The organism is Rhodococcus sp. ARP2 (assembly GCF_001029585.1).
GTDB lineage: Bacteria > Actinomycetota > Actinomycetes > Mycobacteriales > Mycobacteriaceae > Rhodococcus_F > Rhodococcus_F erythropolis.
In genome coordinates this window covers 25,723-47,456 of sequence record NZ_LEKE01000049.1, presented here as the reverse complement: position 1 = coordinate 47,456, position 21,734 = coordinate 25,723, and the positions used below count along the sequence as shown (strand labels likewise).

Annotated in this window: 23 protein-coding genes and 1 tRNA gene; 18 read left to right on the top strand and 6 right to left on the bottom strand. The window is 61.4% G+C overall.

Annotated features, from left to right (window positions below; genetic code table 11):
* Positions 1–43: 43 nt before the first annotated feature.
* Together ABX74_RS11660 and ychF are read left to right on the top strand one after the other, a co-directional pair.
* Complete coding sequence (locus ABX74_RS11660; RefSeq protein ID WP_020908510.1) at positions 44–547, top strand: CD225/dispanin family protein; 504 nt, start codon at positions 44–46, stop codon at positions 545–547.
* Positions 548–617: 70 nt separating this feature from the next.
* Positions 618–1,697, top strand: a complete 1,080-nt coding sequence (gene ychF, locus ABX74_RS11655) for a redox-regulated ATPase YchF (RefSeq protein WP_019744568.1) — start codon at positions 618–620, stop codon at positions 1,695–1,697.
* Positions 1,698–1,713: 16 nt separating this feature from the next.
* On the opposite strand, the gene ABX74_RS11650 is transcribed toward ychF, so the two are convergent.
* A complete protein-coding gene (locus ABX74_RS11650) occupies positions 1,714–2,676 on the bottom strand; it encodes a pseudouridine synthase (RefSeq protein WP_047888875.1) in 963 nt (320 codons plus the stop codon).
* A gap of 187 nt (positions 2,677–2,863) precedes the next feature.
* On the opposite strand from ABX74_RS11650, the gene ABX74_RS11645 reads away from it, so the two are divergent.
* A tRNA-His gene (locus ABX74_RS11645) sits at positions 2,864–2,936 on the top strand.
* 307 nt (positions 2,937–3,243) lie between these two features.
* Here the strand turns inward: ABX74_RS11645 and ABX74_RS11640 are convergent.
* Positions 3,244–4,308: a glycerophosphodiester phosphodiesterase family protein gene (locus ABX74_RS11640; RefSeq protein WP_047888920.1), complete on the bottom strand. Its 1,065-nt coding sequence runs from the start codon at positions 4,306–4,308 to the stop codon at positions 3,244–3,246.
* A gap of 95 nt (positions 4,309–4,403) precedes the next feature.
* A complete protein-coding gene (locus tag ABX74_RS11635) occupies positions 4,404–5,261 on the bottom strand; it encodes a PE-PPE domain-containing protein (protein WP_047888919.1) in 858 nt (285 codons plus the stop codon).
* 107 nt (positions 5,262–5,368) lie between these two features.
* On the opposite strand from ABX74_RS11635, the gene ABX74_RS11630 reads away from it, so the two are divergent.
* The 7 genes from ABX74_RS11630 (at position 5,369) to ABX74_RS11600 (ending at position 10,041) form a co-directional block, all read left to right on the top strand.
* The gene (locus tag ABX74_RS11630) at positions 5,369–6,334 is read left to right on the top strand and encodes an L-lactate dehydrogenase (RefSeq protein WP_019744553.1); all 966 of its coding nucleotides are present in this window, start codon (positions 5,369–5,371) and stop codon (positions 6,332–6,334) included.
* Between the two features lie 40 nt (positions 6,335–6,374).
* A complete protein-coding gene (locus ABX74_RS11625) occupies positions 6,375–6,761 on the top strand; it encodes a phage holin family protein (RefSeq protein WP_019744552.1) in 387 nt (128 codons plus the stop codon).
* Positions 6,758–7,123 carry a VOC family protein gene (locus ABX74_RS11620; RefSeq protein ID WP_020908504.1) on the top strand — a complete coding sequence of 122 codons (366 nt, stop codon included), beginning with the start codon at positions 6,758–6,760 and terminating at the stop codon, positions 7,121–7,123. Before ABX74_RS11625 ends, ABX74_RS11620 begins: the two co-directional genes overlap by 4 nt.
* Before the next feature lie 75 nt (positions 7,124–7,198).
* On the top strand, positions 7,199–7,693 hold the full coding sequence (locus tag ABX74_RS11615) for an SRPBCC family protein (protein WP_042952474.1): 495 nt from the start codon (positions 7,199–7,201) through the stop codon (positions 7,691–7,693).
* Positions 7,694–7,725: 32 nt separating this feature from the next.
* Positions 7,726–9,054 carry a WS/DGAT domain-containing protein gene (locus ABX74_RS11610; protein ID WP_021345023.1) on the top strand — a complete coding sequence of 443 codons (1,329 nt, stop codon included), beginning with the start codon at positions 7,726–7,728 and terminating at the stop codon, positions 9,052–9,054.
* 20 nt (positions 9,055–9,074) lie between these two features.
* Positions 9,075–9,638: a mismatch-specific DNA-glycosylase gene (locus ABX74_RS11605; RefSeq protein ID WP_020970240.1), complete on the top strand. Its 564-nt coding sequence runs from the start codon at positions 9,075–9,077 to the stop codon at positions 9,636–9,638.
* A 52-nt stretch (positions 9,639–9,690) separates the two neighbouring features.
* The gene (locus ABX74_RS11600; protein ID WP_003945214.1) at positions 9,691–10,041 is read left to right on the top strand and encodes a hypothetical protein; all 351 of its coding nucleotides are present in this window, start codon (positions 9,691–9,693) and stop codon (positions 10,039–10,041) included.
* A gap of 59 nt (positions 10,042–10,100) precedes the next feature.
* Here the strand turns inward: ABX74_RS11600 and ABX74_RS11595 are convergent, their stop codons facing one another.
* Together ABX74_RS11595 and ABX74_RS11590 are read right to left on the bottom strand one after the other, a co-directional pair.
* Positions 10,101–11,798 (bottom strand): fumarate hydratase, encoded by a 1,698-nt coding sequence (locus ABX74_RS11595; RefSeq protein WP_003945198.1) that lies wholly within the window; start codon positions 11,796–11,798, stop codon positions 10,101–10,103.
* A gap of 114 nt (positions 11,799–11,912) precedes the next feature.
* A complete protein-coding gene (locus tag ABX74_RS11590) occupies positions 11,913–13,034 on the bottom strand; it encodes a winged helix DNA-binding domain-containing protein (RefSeq protein ID WP_047888874.1) in 1,122 nt (373 codons plus the stop codon).
* A 272-nt stretch (positions 13,035–13,306) separates the two neighbouring features.
* Here ABX74_RS11590 and ABX74_RS30750 point away from each other — a divergent pair, with 272 nt between their 5' ends.
* The 8 genes from ABX74_RS30750 (at position 13,307) to ABX74_RS11555 (ending at position 20,669) form a co-directional block, all read left to right on the top strand.
* The gene (locus ABX74_RS30750) at positions 13,307–13,432 is read left to right on the top strand and encodes a hypothetical protein (RefSeq protein WP_019744544.1); all 126 of its coding nucleotides are present in this window, start codon (positions 13,307–13,309) and stop codon (positions 13,430–13,432) included.
* A 330-nt stretch (positions 13,433–13,762) separates the two neighbouring features.
* A complete protein-coding gene (locus ABX74_RS11585; protein ID WP_047888873.1) occupies positions 13,763–14,767 on the top strand; it encodes an alpha/beta hydrolase in 1,005 nt (334 codons plus the stop codon).
* Positions 14,764–15,750, top strand: coding sequence for an alpha/beta hydrolase (locus tag ABX74_RS11580; protein WP_223257894.1), 987 nt, complete (start codon positions 14,764–14,766; stop codon positions 15,748–15,750). The genes ABX74_RS11585 and ABX74_RS11580 overlap by 4 nt, the downstream gene beginning before the upstream one ends.
* 86 nt (positions 15,751–15,836) lie before the next feature.
* Positions 15,837–16,316: a VOC family protein gene (locus tag ABX74_RS11575; protein ID WP_007726307.1), complete on the top strand. Its 480-nt coding sequence runs from the start codon at positions 15,837–15,839 to the stop codon at positions 16,314–16,316.
* Between the two features lie 110 nt (positions 16,317–16,426).
* Positions 16,427–17,389, top strand: a complete 963-nt coding sequence (locus ABX74_RS11570; RefSeq protein ID WP_223257893.1) for an iron-siderophore ABC transporter substrate-binding protein — start codon at positions 16,427–16,429, stop codon at positions 17,387–17,389.
* Between the two features lie 168 nt (positions 17,390–17,557).
* Positions 17,558–18,256 (top strand): CPBP family intramembrane glutamic endopeptidase, encoded by a 699-nt coding sequence (locus ABX74_RS11565; protein ID WP_020908494.1) that lies wholly within the window; start codon positions 17,558–17,560, stop codon positions 18,254–18,256.
* Positions 18,257–18,325: 69 nt separating this feature from the next.
* The gene (locus ABX74_RS11560) at positions 18,326–19,726 is read left to right on the top strand and encodes an amidohydrolase family protein (protein WP_020908493.1); all 1,401 of its coding nucleotides are present in this window, start codon (positions 18,326–18,328) and stop codon (positions 19,724–19,726) included.
* 1 nt (position 19,727) lies between these two features.
* Positions 19,728–20,669: an antibiotic biosynthesis monooxygenase gene (locus ABX74_RS11555; RefSeq protein WP_047888871.1), complete on the top strand. Its 942-nt coding sequence runs from the start codon at positions 19,728–19,730 to the stop codon at positions 20,667–20,669.
* On the opposite strand, the gene ABX74_RS11550 is transcribed toward ABX74_RS11555, so the two are convergent.
* On the bottom strand, positions 20,657–20,887 hold the full coding sequence (locus ABX74_RS11550) for a PLD nuclease N-terminal domain-containing protein (RefSeq protein WP_047888918.1): 231 nt from the start codon (positions 20,885–20,887) through the stop codon (positions 20,657–20,659). The two genes, ABX74_RS11555 and ABX74_RS11550, sit on opposite strands and share 13 nt — an antisense overlap.
* Between the last annotated feature and the right edge of the window lie 847 nt (positions 20,888–21,734).

Genomic DNA, 21,734 nt, shown 5'->3' with positions numbered 1-21,734 from the left:
ACTAGGTTCTGCGATAGAGAACCGAATCCGACTCTTTGGGGGAATGATGACCGAACCGCAATATCCGACCGACCCGCAGGATCCGAAGGAGCAGCAGTATCCGGCGGGCCAGCAGTATTCAGCCGGTCAGCAATATTCAGCAGGCCAGGAGTATCCGACGGGCCAGCAGTACCCGACCGACCCGCAGTACTCAGCCGGACAGCAGTATCCGACCGGTCAGCAGTACAGCGCGACCCAGCAGTACAGCGCCGCACCCACGTACGCGGCGCCCCAGTACGGTCCGCCGAAGTCCAACGCGGGATGGGCCGTCGCGTCGATCCTGTTCTTCTGGCCTATCGCGTTCGCCGCGTTCAACCATCTCCACGACATCTACCCGAAGTGGGCGATGGGCGATCACCAGGGCGCGCAGTACGCGTCCGAGCGGGTGAAGAAGCTCGGGCAGATCTCGCTCCTCATAGCCGTCATCTGCTGGGTGCTGTTCATCGCGTTCTACGTCATCTTCCTGGTTGCGATCGTGTCGTCCGTCGATTCGTATACCTACAACTGATCACCTGCCGCGACGTGACGGTGGGGCGAGTACCCGTCACGTCGCCGCGAGGCCGTAGAATCCACAGACCGTGAGCCTTACCCTCGGAATCGTCGGACTGCCCAACGTCGGCAAGTCCACCCTTTTCAATGCACTGACCAACAACGACGTGTTGGCAGCGAACTACCCGTTCGCGACCATCGAACCCAACGTCGGCCTGGTTGAGCTGCCCGATCCGCGGCTGCAGAAGCTCGCCGAGATCTTCGGCTCCGAGCGCATCCTCCCCGCGACCGTGTCGTTCGTCGACATCGCGGGAATCGTGAAGGGCGCGTCCGAGGGCGCAGGCCTTGGCAACAAGTTCCTGGCCAACATCCGTGAAGCGGACGCCATCTGCCAGGTAGTTCGCGTCTTCGCCGACGACGACGTCATCCACGTCGACGGCAAGGTCGACCCGGCCTCCGATATCGAAGTCATCGAGACCGAGCTCGTGATCGCCGACATGCAGACCTTGGAGAAGGCTCTCCCGCGTCTGGACAAGGAAGCTCGCAAGAACAAGGAGCTCAAGCCGGCCCACGACGAGGCACTCAAGGCTCAGGCCTTCCTCAACGAGGGCACGACGCTCTTCAGTGTCAAGGACAAGCTCGACTTCTCGCTGCTGCGTGAACTGAGCCTGCTCACCACCAAGCCCTTCCTGTACGTCTTCAACGCAGACGAGTCTGTGCTCACCGACGCAGCGAAGGTTGCGGAATTGCGCGCATCCGTCGCACCGGCCGACGCTGTGTTCCTCGACGCGAAGGTCGAGCAGGAACTGCTCGAGCTCGACGAGGAAGACCGCCAGGAAATGCTCGACTCGATCGGTCAGACCGAGCCGGGCCTGCACGCTCTCGCGCGCACCGGCTTCCACACCCTCGGACTGCAGACCTACCTGACGGCCGGTCCGAAGGAAGCTCGCGCCTGGACCATCCACAAGGGTGACACCGCGCCCCAGGCTGCCGGCGTCATTCACACCGACTTCGAGCGTGGCTTCATCAAGGCTGAAATCGTGTCCTTCGACGACCTCGTCGAGGCGGGTTCCATGGCCGCAGCCAAGGCTGCAGGCAAGGTCCGCATGGAGGGCAAGGAATACGTCATGGCCGACGGCGATGTGGTGGAGTTCCGCTTCAACGTCTAAATCCGGCTTCTGGTCCTCACCCCACGGGCAACTCGCTGAGCGTCCGACGTGTCACAAACCACCGCGCTCTCCCAGTCAACGGGTCGGTGAATTCGAGTTCCCGCGCGAGCAATTGGAGTGGGAGGGAATGATCGTCCGGGGCGTCGGGAAGCAGGTCGGGGTATCGCCGGTCACCCAGGATCCCGGCGCCGAGAGCCGCCAGATGCACCCGTAACTGGTGCATCCGTCCGGACTGCGGACGTAGAACCGTGTGCAGCACAGCACGTCCGGAGGCGCTCACGCCCATCCCTCGCGCCTCGATCGTGGTCTCGGAGTTGGGTTCACGGCTGTCGTCGACGACGACCCGCAACTCGCCGCGTCGAGCTTCGATGTGGTTGCGGTAAACGAGAGGGACGTCGAGCGCTGGCGCATCCTGGCCCCACCGGGACGGTCGCGCCGACACCGCCTCGTAGACCTTCGTGACCTGCCGCTTCTCGAACAGTGACTGGTACGCGCCGCGCGTCGCGGGGCGGGCCGAGAACATCACCACCCCTGCGGTGCCGCGGTCGAGTCTATGGATCGGGGTCAGATCTGGGTTGTCGAGACGAACCCGCAGTCGGACGAGCGCCGACTCGCGGAGGTAGCGCCCGATGGGGGTGGTCGGGAGAAAATGTGGCTTGTCGATGACGACGAGATCGTCGTCGATGTGCAGGATCTCCTCGTGGAACGGCACCGGGTCCTCCGCCGGCAACTCACGGTAGTACCAGATGAACCGGTGCGCGCTGAGTTCTGTGCTCCGGCAGATCGACTGGCCGTCGATACCCACGAACTCGCCGTCGTCGAACCGCCGATACAGGTTTTCGGCGTCCAGATGGTCGAACTTGGCTACGACGTACTCGGCGATCGTCGTCCATGGCCCAGAGAGCGGGATGCGTAGACGCGTCGGGCCAACCCCGTTCTTGACGGGCAGCGGTGGGGACATGGACACACAGGTAATCATCCCATCGACTGCTGGTCAGCGGTGATTCGGTGCGGCCTGGCCGGAGACGTCCCCGCGGGGACGTGGGGACCAACTCGGAGCGGTGATCACCAGAGATCGTCGAGTCGAAAATCAGTAGCGCAGGCGAGATGTGGGCCCGTATGGTTCGGCAGAGAAAGGTCGCAGTCGAAAAGCACTGCGGTCCATACCTTCTGTAGCTCAATTGGTGAGAGCACCCGACTGTGACTCGGGCGACGGCGGATCGTAACCGCCCAGAGGGACTAAGGCCTCAGCTCAGATACGGCTGAGGTCGGGCCTCTAGGCGCAGAGACCGGCAGCCCTTTGCCTGCACAGTTGTCGAACGAGCCTCAGCCGGTATTCCCTGAATCGCCGGACAGCATTCCAGTCACCCGCCATTTCCGCGTCGGCAAGTAGGTATTCGCAGTTGTCCAACTGATCCTTCAAAGACATCATCAGAATTCACCTCCGATCGCCCGAGCAAGTACCTGTCCAGGATGCGTCCGGCGACACCCCGCGGACATCGGCCGAAGTACCTGTTCAGGTACCTGCTTTGGAATGAGGGCGAGGTTACTTCTTGACCGCAGGCGCTGGTAGCGGCACACCGCGCTCGGACAGGACGGCGCGGAGACGGTCGGGGAAATCGGTGATGATTCCGTCGACACCCAGGTCTATGAGGGCGTGCATGGTGGCGGGATCATCGACGGTCCACGGGATGACCTTCATGCCACGCGCATGTGCGCTCGCGATCATGTCGGCTGTCGGGTACAAGGCGAAGCCGGGGTCGCCGACCTTTCCACCCTGGGGAGTTCCTTGGACAGGGGAGTAGGCGGAGGCGCCGAAGGTTGCCACCGCCGCGATGCCGTCGCCACCGAAATCATCGATGTCCAGACCGCCGAGCCACGGTGACGCTCCGTCCTTGCCTACCTGGAGAAAGTCACCGTTGGTGAGCGCGACCACGGGCACACTCGGCGCGAGTTGACGGGTGAGCATGAGCGAGCCCCAGTCGAAGCTCTGAATGGTGACGCTGTCCAACAATCCGGCTGCCCGGATCGTATCGAGGACTACAGAGACGAACTGCTCACGCGGGGCGGTCTCGTGGGGCGCTCCCGCTTCCACCTTGGTCTCGATGTTGAGCTTGATTCCGGGTGCGTTGTACGACTTCACCAGAGCGAGCACTTCTTCGAGTGTCTGCATATTCGCTCCCGGAACATTTTGCTGCTCAGGGTATCCGGCAAGGGGGAGCGTGCCACAGTCCATGGTCTTGATCTGTTGCAGGCTCAGCGTGTTGACGAATTTGCCGACGTACGGGAACTCCGGGTCGCCGGTAGTGGCGGGCTCGGTGTCGAGGCATTTCTTGTTCGAGATCTTACGATCGTGCGTGACGACAGCGATCCCGTCTTCGGTGATCTGGGTATCGAGTTCCAGTGTGCTGACGCCCATTTCGAGAGCATTGGAGAACGCGGCCAGGCTGCTCTCCGTGTACAGGCCGAGCCCGCCGCGGTGGGCTTGGACGTCGAACGTCGAAACCGGCTGGGGTGCTGAACTACCGAACGAACCGGACCAGTCGAGACTGCCGGTTGGCGATGCGCCGGCCGGGGTCGCCAGGGCGGTGAGGGGGAGTGCGACGGTCACGGCGGCACACGACAATATTCTGCTCAGTTGCATGAAAGGAACGTAAGGGCGTCGAATGGCTCGCCGGGGTTCGTTAGGTAAACTAACGGTAAAGGTCAGGCTGCGTGAACGCGCTGCTCGACGCCGTTTGCCTGGACCTTCATCCACGACGCCAGAAGCTCGCACCCGGTCAGTCCGCTCTCGTCGAGAGGTTCGATCGCGTAGCTGATGTGTCTACCGCCGCGAGGGTTCTCCAGCTGAAAGCGGTTCAGGTTCAACCGCGTCGGCAGATAGCCGAGGACTTCGAGGAACGCGGTGCGAATGCGTCGTAGATCGGTGCGCCACTGCTTGGGACTGAAACGAGTCTTCTGCGCATTCTGGAAAGCATTGCTACGAAGTAGTTCCCAAACTTTTTGTGCCCACACGCGCGCCTGGGAGAAGGACATCCAGCGCGTCAAGTCTGCGATGTCGCGAATGTAGCTGTCGTCGCTGGCATTACAGATCATGTCCTGTGGGTGCCCGATCCACTTGACCGGAATCCACGGCTGGACTTCGGGTCCGTCGCCGGCAACTCCGTGTCCCTCGCAACCTTCGATGACGCCGGTCGGTTGTTGTGGATCGGAGATCAGTCCGACTCCGATGATGTTGACGCCGTTCAGCGTCGGAGACGTAAATGTCGGAAGAGCCGCGCGGATCACGGTGCATCCCTGTGAGTATCCGATCAGCATGACTGGGCCGTCTATCTCTGCGATTGCGGTCGAGAGGGCCTTCACACCCATCGCGGTGCTGTGCCGAAAGCTCAGGCCGCCGTCGGCGACCGGGCCATACGACGCGGGATAGGCGACCCAGCGAGAATCGAATCGACTGTCGAGTTCGTCGGTGACGGCACTGAGGAGTCCGCGCACACGGGCGCCGTGGTCGCCGACGTGGGATTCGCCGGTGCCGCCAACTGCAAGAACGGTTACCTCAGCCATGCCAGCGATGATCCACGTCAATTCTGAGAGGCCGGCATCCAAACCCTGAGAAGAGGCTGGCAATCCGTTGTGCTGCGAAATCGTTATCGAGCGAGCACCATTTACCCATGACGACGCCGAATCGTTCATCCAGGCGAAAAGTGTCCGTTGTCGGTGCGGGAAGCGTCGGCACTGCGATTGCGTACGCGTGCTTGATACGCGGATCAGCCGACGCGCTCGCCCTCTACGACACCAACAGTGCAAAGGTCCGTGCCGAAGTTCTCGATCTCAACCACGGAACCCAGTTCACACCGCCGTGCACCGTCGAGGGAGGTGATGACATCTCGGTCACCGCGGGATCCGACTTGGTTGTCGTCACCGCGGGCGCAAAACAGCATCCCGGCCAGTCGCGGCTCGAACTTGCCGCGGTGAACGTCAAGATTGCACAGACTCTGACCGAACAACTGTTGGCGGTGTCACCGGACGCGGTTCTACTCTTCGTCACCAACCCGGTCGACGTGGCGACCTACGCAGCGATCCAGGCTGCGGGACCGTCGTACCGCAGCCGAATTTTCGGATCGGGGACGGTGCTCGACACGGCCCGATTGCGATTCCTGCTGGCCACCGAACTCGGAGTCGCGGTCGAGAACGTCCATGCCTTCATCGTCGGCGAGCACGGGGACTCCGAGATTCCGCTCTGGTCGAGCGCAACCATCGGCGGAGTGCCGGCAACCTCGTTCGTGGGACCGTCGGGCGGCGTCCTCGGCCCCGACTTACGCGCGAATGTCGCGAAGTCTGTGGTCGAGAGTGCCTACGAGATCATCGAAGGAAAGGGTGCGACCAACCTCGCCATCGGATTGTCGAGCGCATTCATCGCGGAAGTCGTGTTGCGGGACGAACAACGGGTTCTTCCGGTATCGACCTTGCAGACCGGTGTCCACGGACTCGAGCGCGTTTGCCTGTCCCTTCCCACGATGGTCGGTCGTGCGGGTGCCGGTCGAGTCCTCGAGGTACCACTTTCAGAAAAAGAGGCTTCGGGGCTCCGATCTTCTGCCCGTACATTGCGAGAGGTGCAGGAATCTCTGGGATTGTGAATATCTGTTCTGCTCGATATCCGACATATAGGATCAACAAATGATCAGCTTCCTGATTCGCGCCGCGATCTTCCTGGGTTCTGCCGCTGTCGGGCTTCTTGTTGCGTCGTTGATTCTTTCGGGCTTCTCGGCGCCCACATCCGGATTCATCGTTGCGGTCGTGATCTTTGCGATAGCGCAGTCGGTTCTGGCGCCGTTCATCGCGACAGTGGCAAAGCGCCACGCACCAGCATTTCTCGGTGGAATCGGATTGGTGTCGACGTTTGTCGCTCTGTTGGTTGCGTCGCTCTTCTCCAATCTGTCGATCTCCGGTGTCTCGACGTGGATTCTGGGAACAGTCGTCGTGTGGCTGGTAACAGCACTTGCGACGCTGGTGCTTCCGTTGTTGTTCGTGCGTAAGAAAGTTCAGGAGAAGAAGGCTCAGTGACGCGTCCGAACATCGGTATGGACTACGCAGTCCTGGACTGCCCGGATCCGGCTGCATTGGCCAACTTCTACGTCCAGGTCCTCGACTGGAAAAGCGTTCGGGACGAAGATGATTGGCACGTGATCGAAGGACCCGCCGGCGAGCGGCTCGCGTTTCAGCTTGCTCCGGATTTTGTTCCGGTCGACTGGCCGACATCCGGCGTCGGAATCCATCTGGATCTGCTCGTCGATTCTCTCGACCCCGCGGAGGCTTGGGTGATCAGCCTGGGTGCGCAGCGGGTGACCGGCATCCCGGAGCATCAGACTTTCCGCGTCTACCGCGACCCAGTCGGTCACCACTTCTGCCTGTGTCTGCGCGACTGAGTGTCGACTCGCCCCGATCTCGTCGACCGTGGATAATTCCGAACACTTGTCACGCCCGAGAATTGGAGATCGACGATGGCTTCGCAGAATTCCGACGAATTCCTGGTAGAACGTACGACGATCGTCAAGGCAGAAGCATCGGTCGTCTTCGCGTTGATCAACGATTTCCACCAGTGGACGCAGTGGTCGCCCTGGGAAGGTCTCGACCCGGCAATGCAGCGCACGTACGCGGGTCCTGACGCGGGCGTCGGGGCTTCGTACGCCTGGGCCGGCAACAAGAAGGCAGGTTCCGGTTCGATGGTGATCACCGAATCCGTCCCAGACGAACGCGTAGTTTTGGACCTGGCCTTCCTCAAGCCGTTCAAGGCACAGAACGTCACCACCTTTCTCATCTCTCCGACTGCCGGTGCCTCTCCCAATGCCGGTGAAGTTCAGGTGACGTGGAAGATGACTGGAAAGAAGAATCTGTTCTTCAAGATCTTCGGTTTCATCTTCAGCATGGACAAGCTCGTCGGAAAGGATTTCGAGAAGGGCCTGTCCCAGCTGAAAGCTGCTGCCGAAAAGGGCTGACGAGCCGGTGGTACCGTCTCCCGGTGTTACGGATGACGCCCACCGATGCCCAAACCTTCTGGATTTCGGAGAAGATCCCCAACGATCAACTACTGCTCTACTGTTTCGACGGGCAGAGCCAGTCGATCGACGAGCTACGACGCTCGGTGGTGGAACGAGCGTCGCTCATTCCGGATCTCAATGTTCGGATTCGTGAATCACCGTGGCATCTCGACTATCCGCTCTGGGATCCCATGCCGGTCGATGCCTCGTTGGTGAGAGTGCATGAGCTGCCGGATGACTCGTGGCCATCGTGTATTCACGGAATCGAAAAGCTTCTCGAAAACCACGTCGACCCGCGTGAGTCCCCGTGGACGCTTCACCTGTTCCACGGCGTCACCGGCGCGCCGCGTTGTAGCGGCCCGGCGCTGATCGCAGTTCTGCAGGTCGCGCATTCTCTGGCGGACGGCAAACGCGCGTCGGCGATTGCTCGCCAGCTGTTCTCGCCGCAACCGCCCGCAAAGCAGAAGACGGACGTGCGGCGTAGCGGATCAGCCGAGATTCTGGGCCGCGCCGCCCTGCGCCTTCCGGGTCAACTTGTTTCGCTGTTCCGCGACGGCCGGGCGGGGCACCGAGCGCAGTTACAGCTGCAGGCGGACACCGAATCGGGAGTTGTTGCGCCGCAGGCGGCGAGCCGTCCCAAGGTGCGCTCCAACATCCCGCCTGGATCTCACCGACTGGTGCGCATGGTCGTGCGGGACAGCGCAGATTTCCGTGGTGACGGCGTATCCGTCACGGTCGGAGCGATGACAGCCATCTCGGTAGCGATGGCGAATTACCTCACCGAGCGAGACGGCTCGGTACCGCTGGAACTGGGAGCCGAGGTGACCATCGCCAAGGCGGGTACACCCACGGCGCGCAACCACTTCCGCAATGCAGGTGTCGGACTGTTCCCGGATATCGATGACCTCCGTGAGCGAGCTCAACGGATCAAGGCGTCGATGGACGAGCGTCGCGCACGGGCATCCCATCCGTCCAGCGCAGCTTCGGATCTCGCGCTGAACGCGGTTCCCGGCCCGCTGGTCCGTTGGGGCGTGCAGCAATACGATTTCACGGCAGTGCCCGACGAGGTCACCGGCAACACCGTGGTGTCGAGTGTCGCGCGCGGTGACGCGGATCTGGTGCTCGGAGGCGGCGTCGTTCGGTTCACAGCCGGCTTCCCGAGTTTGTCACCGGTCATGTCCTTGACCCACGGCGTACACGGGATCGGGGACACGGTGACGATCAGCATCACCAGCAGTCCGGCCTCGATCGCGGACATCGACGTGTACGAGCAGATGATGCACGACGCGATCGACGAGGTACGCGAAGCGCTGTCGTGACGGCCTGATGTACTGGCAGCATGGGATTCACGCGCGCCGAACTGGAATCGTTCCGAGACGCCGAGATCGAGGATCTGATCGGGCCGAATTGTCGTCTGTTGTTCGTCGGTATCAATCCGGGACTGTGGACGGCGGCGACCGGCGCGCATTTCGCCAGGCCGGGTAATCGGTTCTACCCGGCACTGCTGAGGGCAGGCATCATCGAGCGTCCGATCGATCCTTCCGCGGGTATGTCGGACGCCGATACGCAGCACCTGATCGATCGCGGCGTCGGTATCACCAATCTCGCCGTTCGCGCGACGGCCAGAGCCGACGAGTTGACGGCGGAGGAGCTTGCCGCCGGGGGAGTGCGGGTGCGGGCGGTCGTGCGTGCGACAAAACCGAAAGTAGTTGCCTTCGCCGGGATCACCGCCTATCGAACAGCTTTCGGTGACAAGAAGGCGAAGGCCGGGCGCCAAGACCGTGATTTCGAGGGGGCAAAACTGTGGATCGTGCCCAATCCCAGTGGCCTCAACGCACACGAGACGGTGGACACCTTGGCAGCGAAATATCGTTCCGCCGCATCCGAAGCCGGACTTCTATGAGAGAAGTCGCAGTTCCGTTCGGCCAGAACAAGGTACAAGTTAAAGTGCTTGTATGTCTGTTCTATACAACGTCTTTGTAGTGATTCACCTACTCGGTATGGCTGCCCTGGTCGGTAGCTACTTCACCGTCCTCAAGGCTCCTTCGATCACCGAGGTCATGGTGTGGGGTGCCAGGATGCAGTTCGTGTCCGGCCTGATCATCGTCGGCTTGGGCGAAGGCGCGCTGGACAAGAACTACATTCACGCGAAAATCGCTGTGAAGCTGGTGCTTTCGCTGGTGATCGTGGCGCTGGCCGAGATCACCCGGGCGAAGCAGAAGAAGGGGCAACCCAATCCGAATCTGGTGCACGTCGTCGGCGGGTTGTCGATCGTAACCGTATTCGTGGCTGCGCTCTGGACCTGACAAGACACAAAAGAGCCCCGGCGATCGAAACTCGCCGGGGCTCTTTGCTGTTGACGCGTCTACAGGCCCGGACGCTTGCCGATCGTCAGGGTCACTTCACCGGTGTGGGCGAAGAAGTCGTTGCCCTTGTCGTCGACGACGATGAACGCGGGGAAGTCCTCGACGTCGATCTTCCAGACGGCTTCCATACCCAGTTCGGCGTACTCGAGGATGTCGACCTTCTTGATGCAGTCGAGTGCCAGACGAGCCGCCGGCCCACCGATCGATCCGAGGTAGAAACCTCCGTGGGTGTTGCAGGCGTCGGTAACCTGCTTGGAACGGTTTCCCTTGGCCAGCATGATCATCGAGCCACCGGCGGCCTGGAACTGCTCGACGTACGAGTCCATACGGCCGGCCGTGGTCGGGCCGAACGAACCCGACGCCATACCGTCGGGCGTCTTGGCTGGGCCGGCGTAGTACACCGGGTGATCCTTGAGGTACTGCGGCATCTCTTCACCTGCGTCGAGACGCTCTTTGATCTTGGCGTGCGCGATGTCGCGTGCCACGACGAGCGGACCGGTGAGCGACAGACGAGTCTTCACCGGGTGCTTGGAAAGCTCGGCGAGGATCTCGGCCATCGGCTTGGTGAGGTCGATCTTGACCGCAGCACCCTTGCCGGTACCCGAAATGCCATCGGTCTCTTCGTCGAGCTGAGCGTCCGTGACCTCGGGCAGGAAACGGCCCGGGTTGAATTCGAGCTGTTCCAGGAACACGCCCTCCGGCGTGATTTTGGCCTTCGCCTGTCGATCGGCCGAGCACGACACCGCAATGGCGACGGGCAATGAAGCGCCGTGGCGGGGGAGTCGAACGACGCGGACGTCGTGGCAGAAGTACTTACCGCCGAACTGTGCGCCGATGCCGATCTTCTGCGTGAGCTCGAAGACCTTCTTCTCGAGTTCGTGATCGCGGAAGCCGCGGCCCGTAATGGCGCCTTCGGTGGGGAGCTCGTCGAGGTAGTGCGCGGACGCGTACTTGGCTGTCTTCATCGCGAACTCGGCCGACGTGCCGCCGACGACGATTGCAAGGTGGTACGGCGGGCAGGCAGCGGTACCGAGCGAGCGGATCTTTGCCTCGAGGAACTGCATCATCGAGTCGGGGTTCAGGATCGCTTTGGTTTCCTGGTACAGGTAGGACTTGTTGGCGCTGCCGCCGCCCTTGGCCATGAAGAGGAACTTGTACGAGTTCTCATGTCCGGCAGCAGTATCGGCGTACAGCTCGATCTGCGCGGGCAAGTTATTGCCAGTGTTCTTCTCGTCCCACATCGTGATGGGGGCGTTCTGCGAGTAGCGCAGGTTCAGACGCGTGTATGCGTCGTAGACACCGCGGGCAATGGACTTCTCGTCGTCGCCGGGGGTGAGTACGTGCTGTCCACGCTTGCCCATGACGATGGCGGTTCCGGTGTCCTGGCACATCGGCAGAACGCCGGCAGCGGCGATATTGGCGTTCTTGAGCAGGTCGAGCGCGACGAACTTGTCGTTGTTCGACGCTTCGGGATCGTCGAGGATGCTCGCGAGCTGCGTCAGGTGATCCGTGCGCAGGTAATGAGAGATGTCGTGCAGCGCCGTTTCGGTCAGCAAGCGCATCGCTTCCGGCTCGACCTGAAGGAAGGTGCGGCCGTCCGGTCCCTCGACTGTCGACACCCCTTCGGTGGTGAGCAATCGGTACTCGGTGGTGTCATCACCGATCGGCAACAGGTCCTCATAGAGGAAGTCGGCCATCATCTCTCCTGAACAAGGGTGCGTGCGAGGGTCGCATTCAGGTTATCGTTGGGGGTTTCCTTCTCCGAATCGGGGCGGGTGTGAGCTGGAATTATCCGGATGCCACTGGCTCGATCAAGATACTTCGACCAGTTCGGAGAGCTCGACGCCGCGAAATTCGGCAAGTATTTCGGCCTGCTCGGCCACTGCTGCACGGGCCGATCGTGACCACGTTCCCCACGGGGTGATCGCGACCTTCAGCTTCTTTCCGGACGCCCGCGGTCGCCACAGTCCGGTGATCGTGCCGCCGACCACCACCGTGCCCGGTCGCCCGAGGGTCGGCCACACCGTCTTCTGGGCGGCCGGATCGGGCACCAGGGTCTCCCGATCCTTGAGCTGTACATACGGATCGAAAGGCCCGAGCAAGCGCGTACTCGAATCGGAGGGGGAGCCGAGCAAGTCTTCGCGGTCTTGTTCGAGAATCCACCGCTTCTCGCCGTTCACCTCGATCTCCTCGGCATCGACGGGCCAGTGGGCTTTGACGTCCTTGACCGGGGCATCGAGAAACGACGCGACGTGAGCAGGAGTGGCGGGGCCGTAGAAGCGCAGATACCCGCGAATCACGTCGAAGCGGGGATCGGCGTCTGAACCTGAGGCTGTGTACGGGCGTCGGCGCCAACCCGGAATGCGTTCGAGCACTGGGGGAGATGTGCCCGGCTGTAGCTCGAGGCCTGCCTGAAGTGCCGCGAGCCGGAACGGCATCTCGTACAGATGAGTGGCGTTGCACGGGCGGCAGAATCTCAGAAAGGGCTCGGTGACCCGCGTGGTCAATTGCGCGGACATCTCGCCCTTGACGGTTGGTTTCGAGACGATGTCCCGCATCGCAGTAGCAACTGTTTGCAGGGCACTCAGCGTCGGGATGCCGGCGGCCTTCAGGGGCCGATTCGCGTCGTAAATGCGCTTGGCTGCATCAGCCTCGCTGAACGGCGACGTGGCGACGGCGATGGCAGGCAGGTCGCCCCGACGGTAATAGTGGGGAGCGCCGCGCAACGTCCAGGCGAGAGCGAGCTCAGTAACGTCGCCGCGGACGCCGCGGATCCGCAGGGCCCAGGCGGCTCCGTCAGGTCCGGTGTTCTGAATCCCGAGATCGAGAATGCTGCAATCGCTGTGATCGGCGTCACCGGCAGCCGCTCGGTCGAGTTGATGGCGGTGCCACCGGAAATTAGCCACCTGCGTGAGTGAGGTTGCGCTAGACATGATTTCAGTTTACTGGTGGGTAACCGCAGGATTTGGGACAGTTGATCAAAGCGACGACAGAATTGGTGAAATTCGACCGATTGTCCGGAATTTTTTCAGTAGCAGACCTTATTAGTCGAAATAATGACCCCATTGTCGGAATCCTTTGCCAACTGGTCGTTCGTATGATTACTGTTACCCACGTCACGGATACATTACAGATGTGACGCAGCTGTCACAGCACTGTCGGGTGCTTTTCGGCAGCTGACCTCTGACCTCTCAAGGAGATTCACATGGGTTCAATGGAAGGAATTCTCGGCGCTGTTGTTCAGGGCCTGGGATCACTGTTCAGCGCTGACGGTCTGCTCAAGACCTTCATGGGATCGGTAGAGACCATCTCCAAAGACCCCACCCCCTAATTCAGCGCGACTTTGCCACGCCCGCTCCGGGTGTAGTTACTTCAATTTCGACAAACTGCAGGAGGAAACTCATGGGATCTCTCGGTGAAGCCATCGGAAGCGTCAACAACCTCGGTCAGCGTCTCGTCGACGCACTGACCACGCTCAGCGGCGGCACGGTTACGCCCAAGTAAGCGTCGTCTGACGAGAAAGGCTCACGCACTCGGTGCGTGAGCCTTTCCGTGTCGATCGGAACTAGGTCGACCGGATCGAGTTTTTCCGATCACGTCGGGTTTGCCTCTTTCGGCCGGTACCGTTCGAAAGGTTCCGCTGCCGAAGAGAGTGACCCGGATGATCGAGACTCGTGCTTTGCGAACGGTTTTCCGCGTCTTCGTGGCGTTGGCCACGGCAGTATGTGGGCTCCAGCTCCTCACGGCACCGGGTCACGCTCAGCCGGTGGACAGCAGGCTGGTCGACATCTCGGTGTACTCACCGTCGATGGGGCGCGACATTCCGTTGCAGGTCTTGCGGCCGGCTGATACCTCCACGCCCGCTCCGACGCTATACCTACTCAATGGAGTGGACGGAGGAAAAGACGACGCGACGTGGTCGGTGCGGACCGATGCACCGAAGTTCTTCGCGGACAGGCACGTCAACGTGGTCACCCCTCTCGGTGGAGCATTCAGTTACTACACCGATTGGGAGCGGCCGGACCCCGGCCTCGCGAAATCCGGCAACAACAACGGGGTCAACATGTGGACCACGTTCCTGACGGAAGAACTACCGCCAGTCATTGATTCGACGTTCGGGACGACCGGCGAGAACGCACTTGCCGGCTTGTCGATGGCAGGCACGTCGGTACTGGATCTGGCTATGGCGGCGCCCGCGCTGTACAACAGTGTCGGGTCCTTCAGCGGGTGTGCGATGACGAGTCCAGGCATCGGTCAGGACTTCGTGAAACTCGTGGTCGCAGTGGGTGGTGGCAACGCGGAGAACATGTGGGGTCCGTACGATGGCCCGGGTTGGCCGGCTCACGATCCGGTTGTCAACGCGGACAAGCTACCTCGAATCCCGATGTACATCACTACCGCAACCGGGATTCCGGGTCCGTACGACACGCTTGCCGATCCACGGATCGACAACGACGTCACAGATTTGGCGTTGCAGCTTGTACTCGGTGGCGGAATCGAGGCGGCAACTCACTACTGCACCACCCAGCTTGCGGACAGGACGAACGCATTGGGTATGAACAACATTCGCTACAACTTCAAGCCGGCAGGAACGCATTCATGGGGATACTGGGAAGACGACTTACACGACTCGTGGCCGATGATCGCCGCGTCGCTCGGCGTGTGAGGCCCCATCGAGCAAGCCTTCGAAGCGTCGTTCTCGTCGGCGCGCTCGCCTTGATTTCACTACTTGCGTTGCCCTCGACCGCGCTCGCCGACGAGACCCCGAAGATAACGAGTGTCACCGAACTGTCTTCGCGCTTGGTTCTTCTCGACGTCGCGAGTCCCGCCATGGGGCGCACCATGCAGGTGAAAGTACTGCTTCCTGCCGACCGCTCGGAACCGCGCGGGACGCTGTATCTCCTGGACGGCAATTCCGGGCAGATCGAAGAGAACAACTGGCTGGCTCCGGCTAACGGCGATATCGTCCCGTTCTTTGCCGACAAGAACGTCAACGTCGTACTCCCCATCGGTGGAACCGGCACCATGTACACCGATTGGCAGGAAGACCACCCGAAATTCGGTCGTCTGAAATGGGAGACGTTCCTCACGAAAGAGCTTCCCCCACTGATCGACACGAGATTCGCAACGAACGGGCACAACGCAATCGGCGGGATCTCGATGGGCGCAGAGGCCGCGCTGATCCTGGCCCAACGCTCGGCCGGGTTGTACGACGCGGTCGCGGGCTACAGCGGCTGCTACACAACCGTCGGAGGATTCGGCAAGGCGTTGACCGATCTTGTGGTCATCAACGGAAATGCCCGTTCGGAACAGATGTGGGGTCCGGCCGGCAGTGAGGCTTGGCAAGAGCACGACATTTTCGCCAATGCCGACAAGCTGCGCGGCACCAAGGTGTATCTCGCCTCGGGATCGGGACTACCAGGCCCGCACGAAACTCTCGATACTCCTGCCCTGGGCCGGGTACTGGTCGTTGGCGGGGTCATGGAACTGGGATCGAACCTGTGCACCGACCAGATCACGCAGGTGTTGCGCGATCGCGCAGTCGATGTCACCCGCAGCGCTCAACCGGTGGGGACGCACGGTTGGCCGTACTGGCGCGACGAACTCGTTCGCTCCTGGCCGATGCTCGACTCTGCGTTGTCGGCTTGAGTAATTCCTTGCGATGAGTTTCCGCTTCGGGCCGGGTCTATAACCCTGTACACCTGATTTCGTAACCTCATCGACAAGGACAGAACATGCCTTCCATCACTCCCTGTTTGTGGTTCGACAACCAAGCAGAAGAAGCAGCGAACTTCTACATCTCGGTGTTCGGTTCCGGGCAGATCCTGGGAATCGAAAGATACGTCGAGGGATCGCCTTCCGGAATGCCGGCGGGATCGGTGATGACCGTCAGCTTCGAGCTCGGCGGTCAGCGATTCACCGGATTGAACGGCGGACCGATGTTCACGTTCTCGGAAGCAGTGTCATTCGAGATTCCGTGCGTCGATCAGGCTGAGGTCGATCACTACTGGTCCAGGCTGACCGAAGGTGGGGAAGAGGGCCCGTGCGGATGGGCCAAGGACAAGTTCGGATTGTCCTGGCAGGTAGTCCCGAATCGTCTTCTCGAACTGATGAAGGATCCGGATCGGGCCAAGGCACAACGCGCCACGGACGCGATGATGAAGATGAAGAAGATCGACATCGCGGAGCTCGAACGGGCCGCAGACGCATCCTGAATACGATCTGGCCGATGGGCGACAGTCTTCGTTAGCTGATGCTAGCCTTCCCTAATTCTCGCTGGAGCGTTGGAGGAGTGCTGGTAACCATGCGAATCAAAGTCTCTCGAATGAAGATTGCAGTCACCGCCTTGGCGGCCTCGCTCGCCGTCGCCGGGCTTGCCGGCTGCAGCAGCGACAGCGCTGACGCACCCGCGGAGGCGGGAGCAACCGTCTCGACCATGTTCGGCGACGTCGAGGTCCCGGCCAACCCGCAGCGCGTCGTCGCGCTCGGTTGGTCGGACGCCGAGACGGCACTTGCCCTCGGAACACAGCCGGTCGGTGTCGCGGACTGGATGGCGTTCGGTGGCAAGGGTGTCGGACCCTGGATTGCGGACGAGTTCACCACGGACCCGAAGATCCTCGGAACCATGGACCTGAGCATCGAGGACGTCATTGCTCTCGACCCGGACCTGATTTTGTGGACGAGAAGCGACAATACGCAGGCCACCTACGACAAGCTCAGCGCCATCGCGCCGACGGTCGGGCCGCCGCCGGGTCTGGCCACTGCGTACGGGACGACGGTCGAGCAGCAGACCGAACTCGTCGCGAAGGCTCTCGGCAAGGAAGCAGAAGGAAAGGCGCTACTGTCCGGCCTCGACGCCAAGTTCGACGCTGCAATTGCCGCCAATCCGAGCTTTGCGGGTAAGACAGCGGCCGTCGGCGCCTACAGTTCCGATGGTTACGGCGCGTACGTACCCGGCGACGCACGCGCAGACTTCATGACGCGCCTCGGCTTCACGATCCCGACGGCGATCACCGAAAAAGCCACCGGAAACTTCTACATCCCGGTCGCCAACGAGAACCTGAACTTGTTCGACGCGGATCTCACGGTTCTGTTTCCGATCTTCCTCGACAGCAGTGCGTTTGCGAACGATCCGCTGCTGCGCGCAATCCCGTCGGCCCAGGAGGGACATCTGTTGATCCTCGATGACCCGGCACTCGTCAATGCGTTCTCGAGTGGCTCGGTACCGGGGTTGACCTACGCAATCGACAACGCCGTTCCGAAGTTTGCGAGCACGCTCGGCGCCTGATCAGAGGTGTTTCGGGACCTGCCCGTCACTGTGAGCGTGTTCGCAAACAGTGGCGGGCAGTTCTCGTGCGTCAGTACACTGGAAAAAGTGAACTTTCAGCTAACGAGCGGCGGCCCAGTGGAGATCGCTCCAGTGGAGATCGAAGCGACCGCTCCTCGTTTTCCGCGGATGCATGCATACGTGGATATCGCTGTTGTGATCGTGGTGCTGGTGGGAACCAATCTGATCGCGCATTTCACCACCGCCTGGGCAAGCATCGCGACGGTACCCATCTCTGCTCTCGTCCTGTTGGCGCTCACCAAGCGCCGGGGAATGGGTTGGGCGGAATTGGGGCTGTCCCCTCGTGACCTGCGGCGAGGTTCGAAGTACGCGCTTGCTGCCGTCGGCCTGGTCCTGACCGTTGTCGCCGTCGGCGCTCTGCTTCCGCTCACACGTCCTTTCTTCATGGCGGATCGCTACGCCACTATTTCCGGCGCGATCATCGCGTCGATGATCGTGATCCCGCTGCAGACCGTCATTCCCGAAGAGTTGGCTTTCCGTGGCGTCCTGCACGGCACGTTGAACCGGGTCAGTGGATTCCGCGGCGTCGCCGCTGCCGGTTCTCTGATGTTCGGACTGTGGCATATCGCGTCGTCGATGGGTTTGACCAGTGGTAACGAAGGGCTGTCCGGCTTTCTCGGTACCGGAGTCGTCGGCCAGGTCGCCGGCATCCTCGGAGCTGTTCTCGCCACCGCTGCGGCCGGTCTCGTATTCACCTGGCTTCGTCATCGCAGCGGCAGCCTGATTGCGCCGATTGCTCTGCATTGGTCGTTGAATGGTGCAGGTGCACTGGCTGCGGCTCTTGTTTGGCATGCAACTCTTGCTTGATCCCAATATCTGACAAAAAGGACAGCATTCGCCGCGCGGCGCCGGGTAGTTTTGTGCTTTGCTCAGTAAGTGACGCACCTTCATCGAGGCCATGTCTTCCACATTTCCGGTCGTCCGACGGTTGAGGATGCGGCGCAGTCGCTCGTCTCGATCCCCGACGGCGTCTTGGCGATCGACGATGCCGGAACGATCGTCTACTGCGGAGAATTCGAATCGCTCCCCGGAGACCTCGCGGGCGGCGAAATTCACGATCATCGACCGGGTTTCCTGCTGCCCGGATTCGTCGATGCCCACATTCATTTCCCGCAGACCTACGCCGGCGATGCGTACGGCGGCGGCCAACTCCTCGAGTGGCTCGACCTGTGCGTCTTTCCCTCCGAATCGAGATTCGCTGATCCGGAGTTCGCCCAGCACGCTGCCGAGGCCTTCTGCGCTCGCCGAATCGCCACGGGAACGACGGCCGCGATGGTGTTCGGATCGGCCTTCCCGCACGCACAGGACGCATTGTTCAGTGAAACTCTGAATCGCGGCCTTCGAGTGGTCAGCGGCCGCGGGATTCAGACCACCGGCCCGGCGTCCGCTGCCGCGCTGATCACCTCGGAAGAGGACGCGATCAGACTCACCCGCGAGGAGATCGACAAGTGGCACGCGGCCGACACCGGCGACGTGAACACCGCACTCATTCACGTTGCAGTGGTTCCTCGCTTCTCCCTCGCGGTGACAACACGGACGCTGAAAGACTTGGGGGAGTTGTACGACTCGGTCCGTGACCGAGGCGTCTACTTCCACAGTCACCTCAATGAGAACAATCGGCCGGGAACCGGCGAGGTGGCAACCACACTCGCCGAGTACGAGGTCGAGACCTATCTCGACACGTACGACGGCAAGTTCCTCCCCGGCTCACAGGTCGGCGGAAAGAGCTTTCTGGGTCCGCGCGCGATACTCGCGCACTCGGTGCACTGCCAGGACTCCGAACTCGCACGCATGGCCGAGACCGGAACCTCGATCGCACATTGCCCGACGTCCCAGCAGTTTCTCGGCTCAGGCACCATGCCGTGGAAACGAACCGTTGCGTCAGGGGTCAACATCGCGATCGGATCGGACTTCGGCGGCGGCGACGAGTGCCTGCTCACCCGAGTCCTCGGCGACGCCTTCAAGGTTCATATCTCCGAAGCCGGCGACGACGGAGTGTCGATGCACCCCGCCGAACTGCTGTTCACCGGAACACTCGCCGGTGCTCGCGCGCTGGACATGGAGAACCGGATCGGCAACTTCGACGAGGGCAAAGAGGCCGACTTCCTGGTGATCGATCCCTCCGGGTGGCCGCCGCTCGCCGGGCTCGTCAACCACGGAACGCGTTCGGATGATCCGATACTCGCCCGCGACCAGACGCTCTTCGGCCTCCTGATGGCGATGCGCGAGCCCGCGATTGCGCACGTATACGTGCAAGGGCGCCGGGTGTCGGGCTGACGTGTCCGCAACCGCCATCACCGGGTATCACCGAACGAGTTCGGGATTCCGGGCGTGGGTCGAGCGTGCGGCCGAGACCGCCGGTCGATTCGACGGCTACCTGAGCTGTGGCATCAGTGATCAACCGGAACCGGTGTCGCACGGCATGTCTGTCACATTCGACAGTGCCGACGATCTTCACCGTTGGCTGGAGTCGAGTGATCGCCGCGATCTCGAAAGAGCTGCTGCGGCAACGGGAATTCTGGCACAGACGAGTGATCTGGTCCTCGTCGACGGAGTTCTGCCGCCGCCCGGTATCGGCGTGTACGACCACGTCGTCGTCATGGGTAAGGAGAACGAGTTTCTGCGAACGCAACGCCATCTCATCGATCTCAGTTCGCGATTTTCCGGCTACGAGTCGGTGATGTTGTTGCGGTCGGTCACCGACTCCACCCAGTGGAAGTCCGTCCTTCGGTTTCGGACCGAGCAGCAATTGGCGGAGTGGATGGCGTCGCCCGAAAGGGCCGCGGCACTGCCGAAACTGCGAGCCGAGTTGGCCGAGGACTTCACCGAGACCACGCGGTCGACACCGTTCGGTACGATTCTGCGCACGGAAAACGGGCAGACCCGTGCGACGCCGAATTGGAAAACGGCGATGATCATCCTGCTCGTTCTCTATCCGACAGTGATGACGCTGTCACGATTTCTCGGTCCGCTGCTCGACGGGATCGGAGCGCCGCCGTGGCTGTCGATGTGGTTGAGCCAGATAGTCAGCGTCGGCGCCATGACGTGGTTCCTGATGCCGACGGTCACCAGGTGGTTCCGCCACTGGCTCGACCCGGTCGACGGCGCCGTTCCCCGCACCAACTGGCGCGGTGTCGCAGCGGTAATTGCGGTGTACGTCGTGACTCTGACGCTCTTCGCCTCCGTGAAGTGGCTGCAGTTCTGGGACTACTTCGACTGAATCCGGCCTCGGCGGAAGTAGGTGAGCGGTCCGAAGAAGTTGACGAAGATGATCGCCGCCCACTTCTTCTTGCTGCCGTTGACCGTATCGGCAGGGCGTCGCGCCAGGTCGGTCCACGCTGCGATCGCCAACAGGGACTGAATCGTTGCGAGCAGGGAGACGACGCGGCGCTGCGCGGGTGACATCTCACTCCAGGATTTCTTTTTTGTGAGGTTCATGAACTCCACTGTGCCCTCGAACGTCCGATTGGTGTCGAGATAGGGCTGCTATCTGTGCCTGGAGTTCCGCAAATCGGTGTGAATAGCGTCACCATGATGACCGCTAGGTACGGTCCCGCGGTCAGTCGGGATGGTCGTTTTCGGCGTAAAGATCTCGCTAACTCGAACTGTGGCTGAATGTTTGCGCCCGGGCTAAGCTCGCGTGGCCACATTGCCGCGGGGGATTTGGCCAATCTGCTGGTACGCGCTCTAGCGGGAGCAACGCCCTCTCTGTTAAGTAAGGCTTGCCAATCTTGTGGTCCGCCTACAGGTTTGATGCTGCGAGATAGCTGTTATCGGGAACGATGTTCGGAATACGTCAATAAATCGTCCGTAGGTGACAGTTCGATCACTGCCGGTGGGCGTCACCTGTGTGTATGTCCGTGTCCCGAAGGGGTCGAAATGTAACGTCCCGGACACATTTGGTGTCGCGGAAGTAACGGAAGACCTCTACTCTTATCGCCAGCAGCCACTCACGTGGCGGCAATCCTCTGGACCGTATCTTCGACAGGAGCACATCGCATGAGCAGCGCAGAATTCTCGGATGCCTTCACCTTCCTCAACGACTTCTTCAGCAACGCGTCTGATCTCTTCAGCGCTCTGAGCTTCTTCACCTCGCTCAGCTGATAGCTTCCGGCCGCTAGGCCGACTCAGTGGCCCCCGAAGACGATGTCTTCGGGGGCCACTGTTGTCTGTTTGACTATCTGTCTAACGTCCAATTTGGTGACAATGTGAGCATTGTTGGCCAAGTGCATGGCGGGGTTGATGTGACTGTGGTGGAATGCGAGCGAAAGAAGATAGCTTGCCT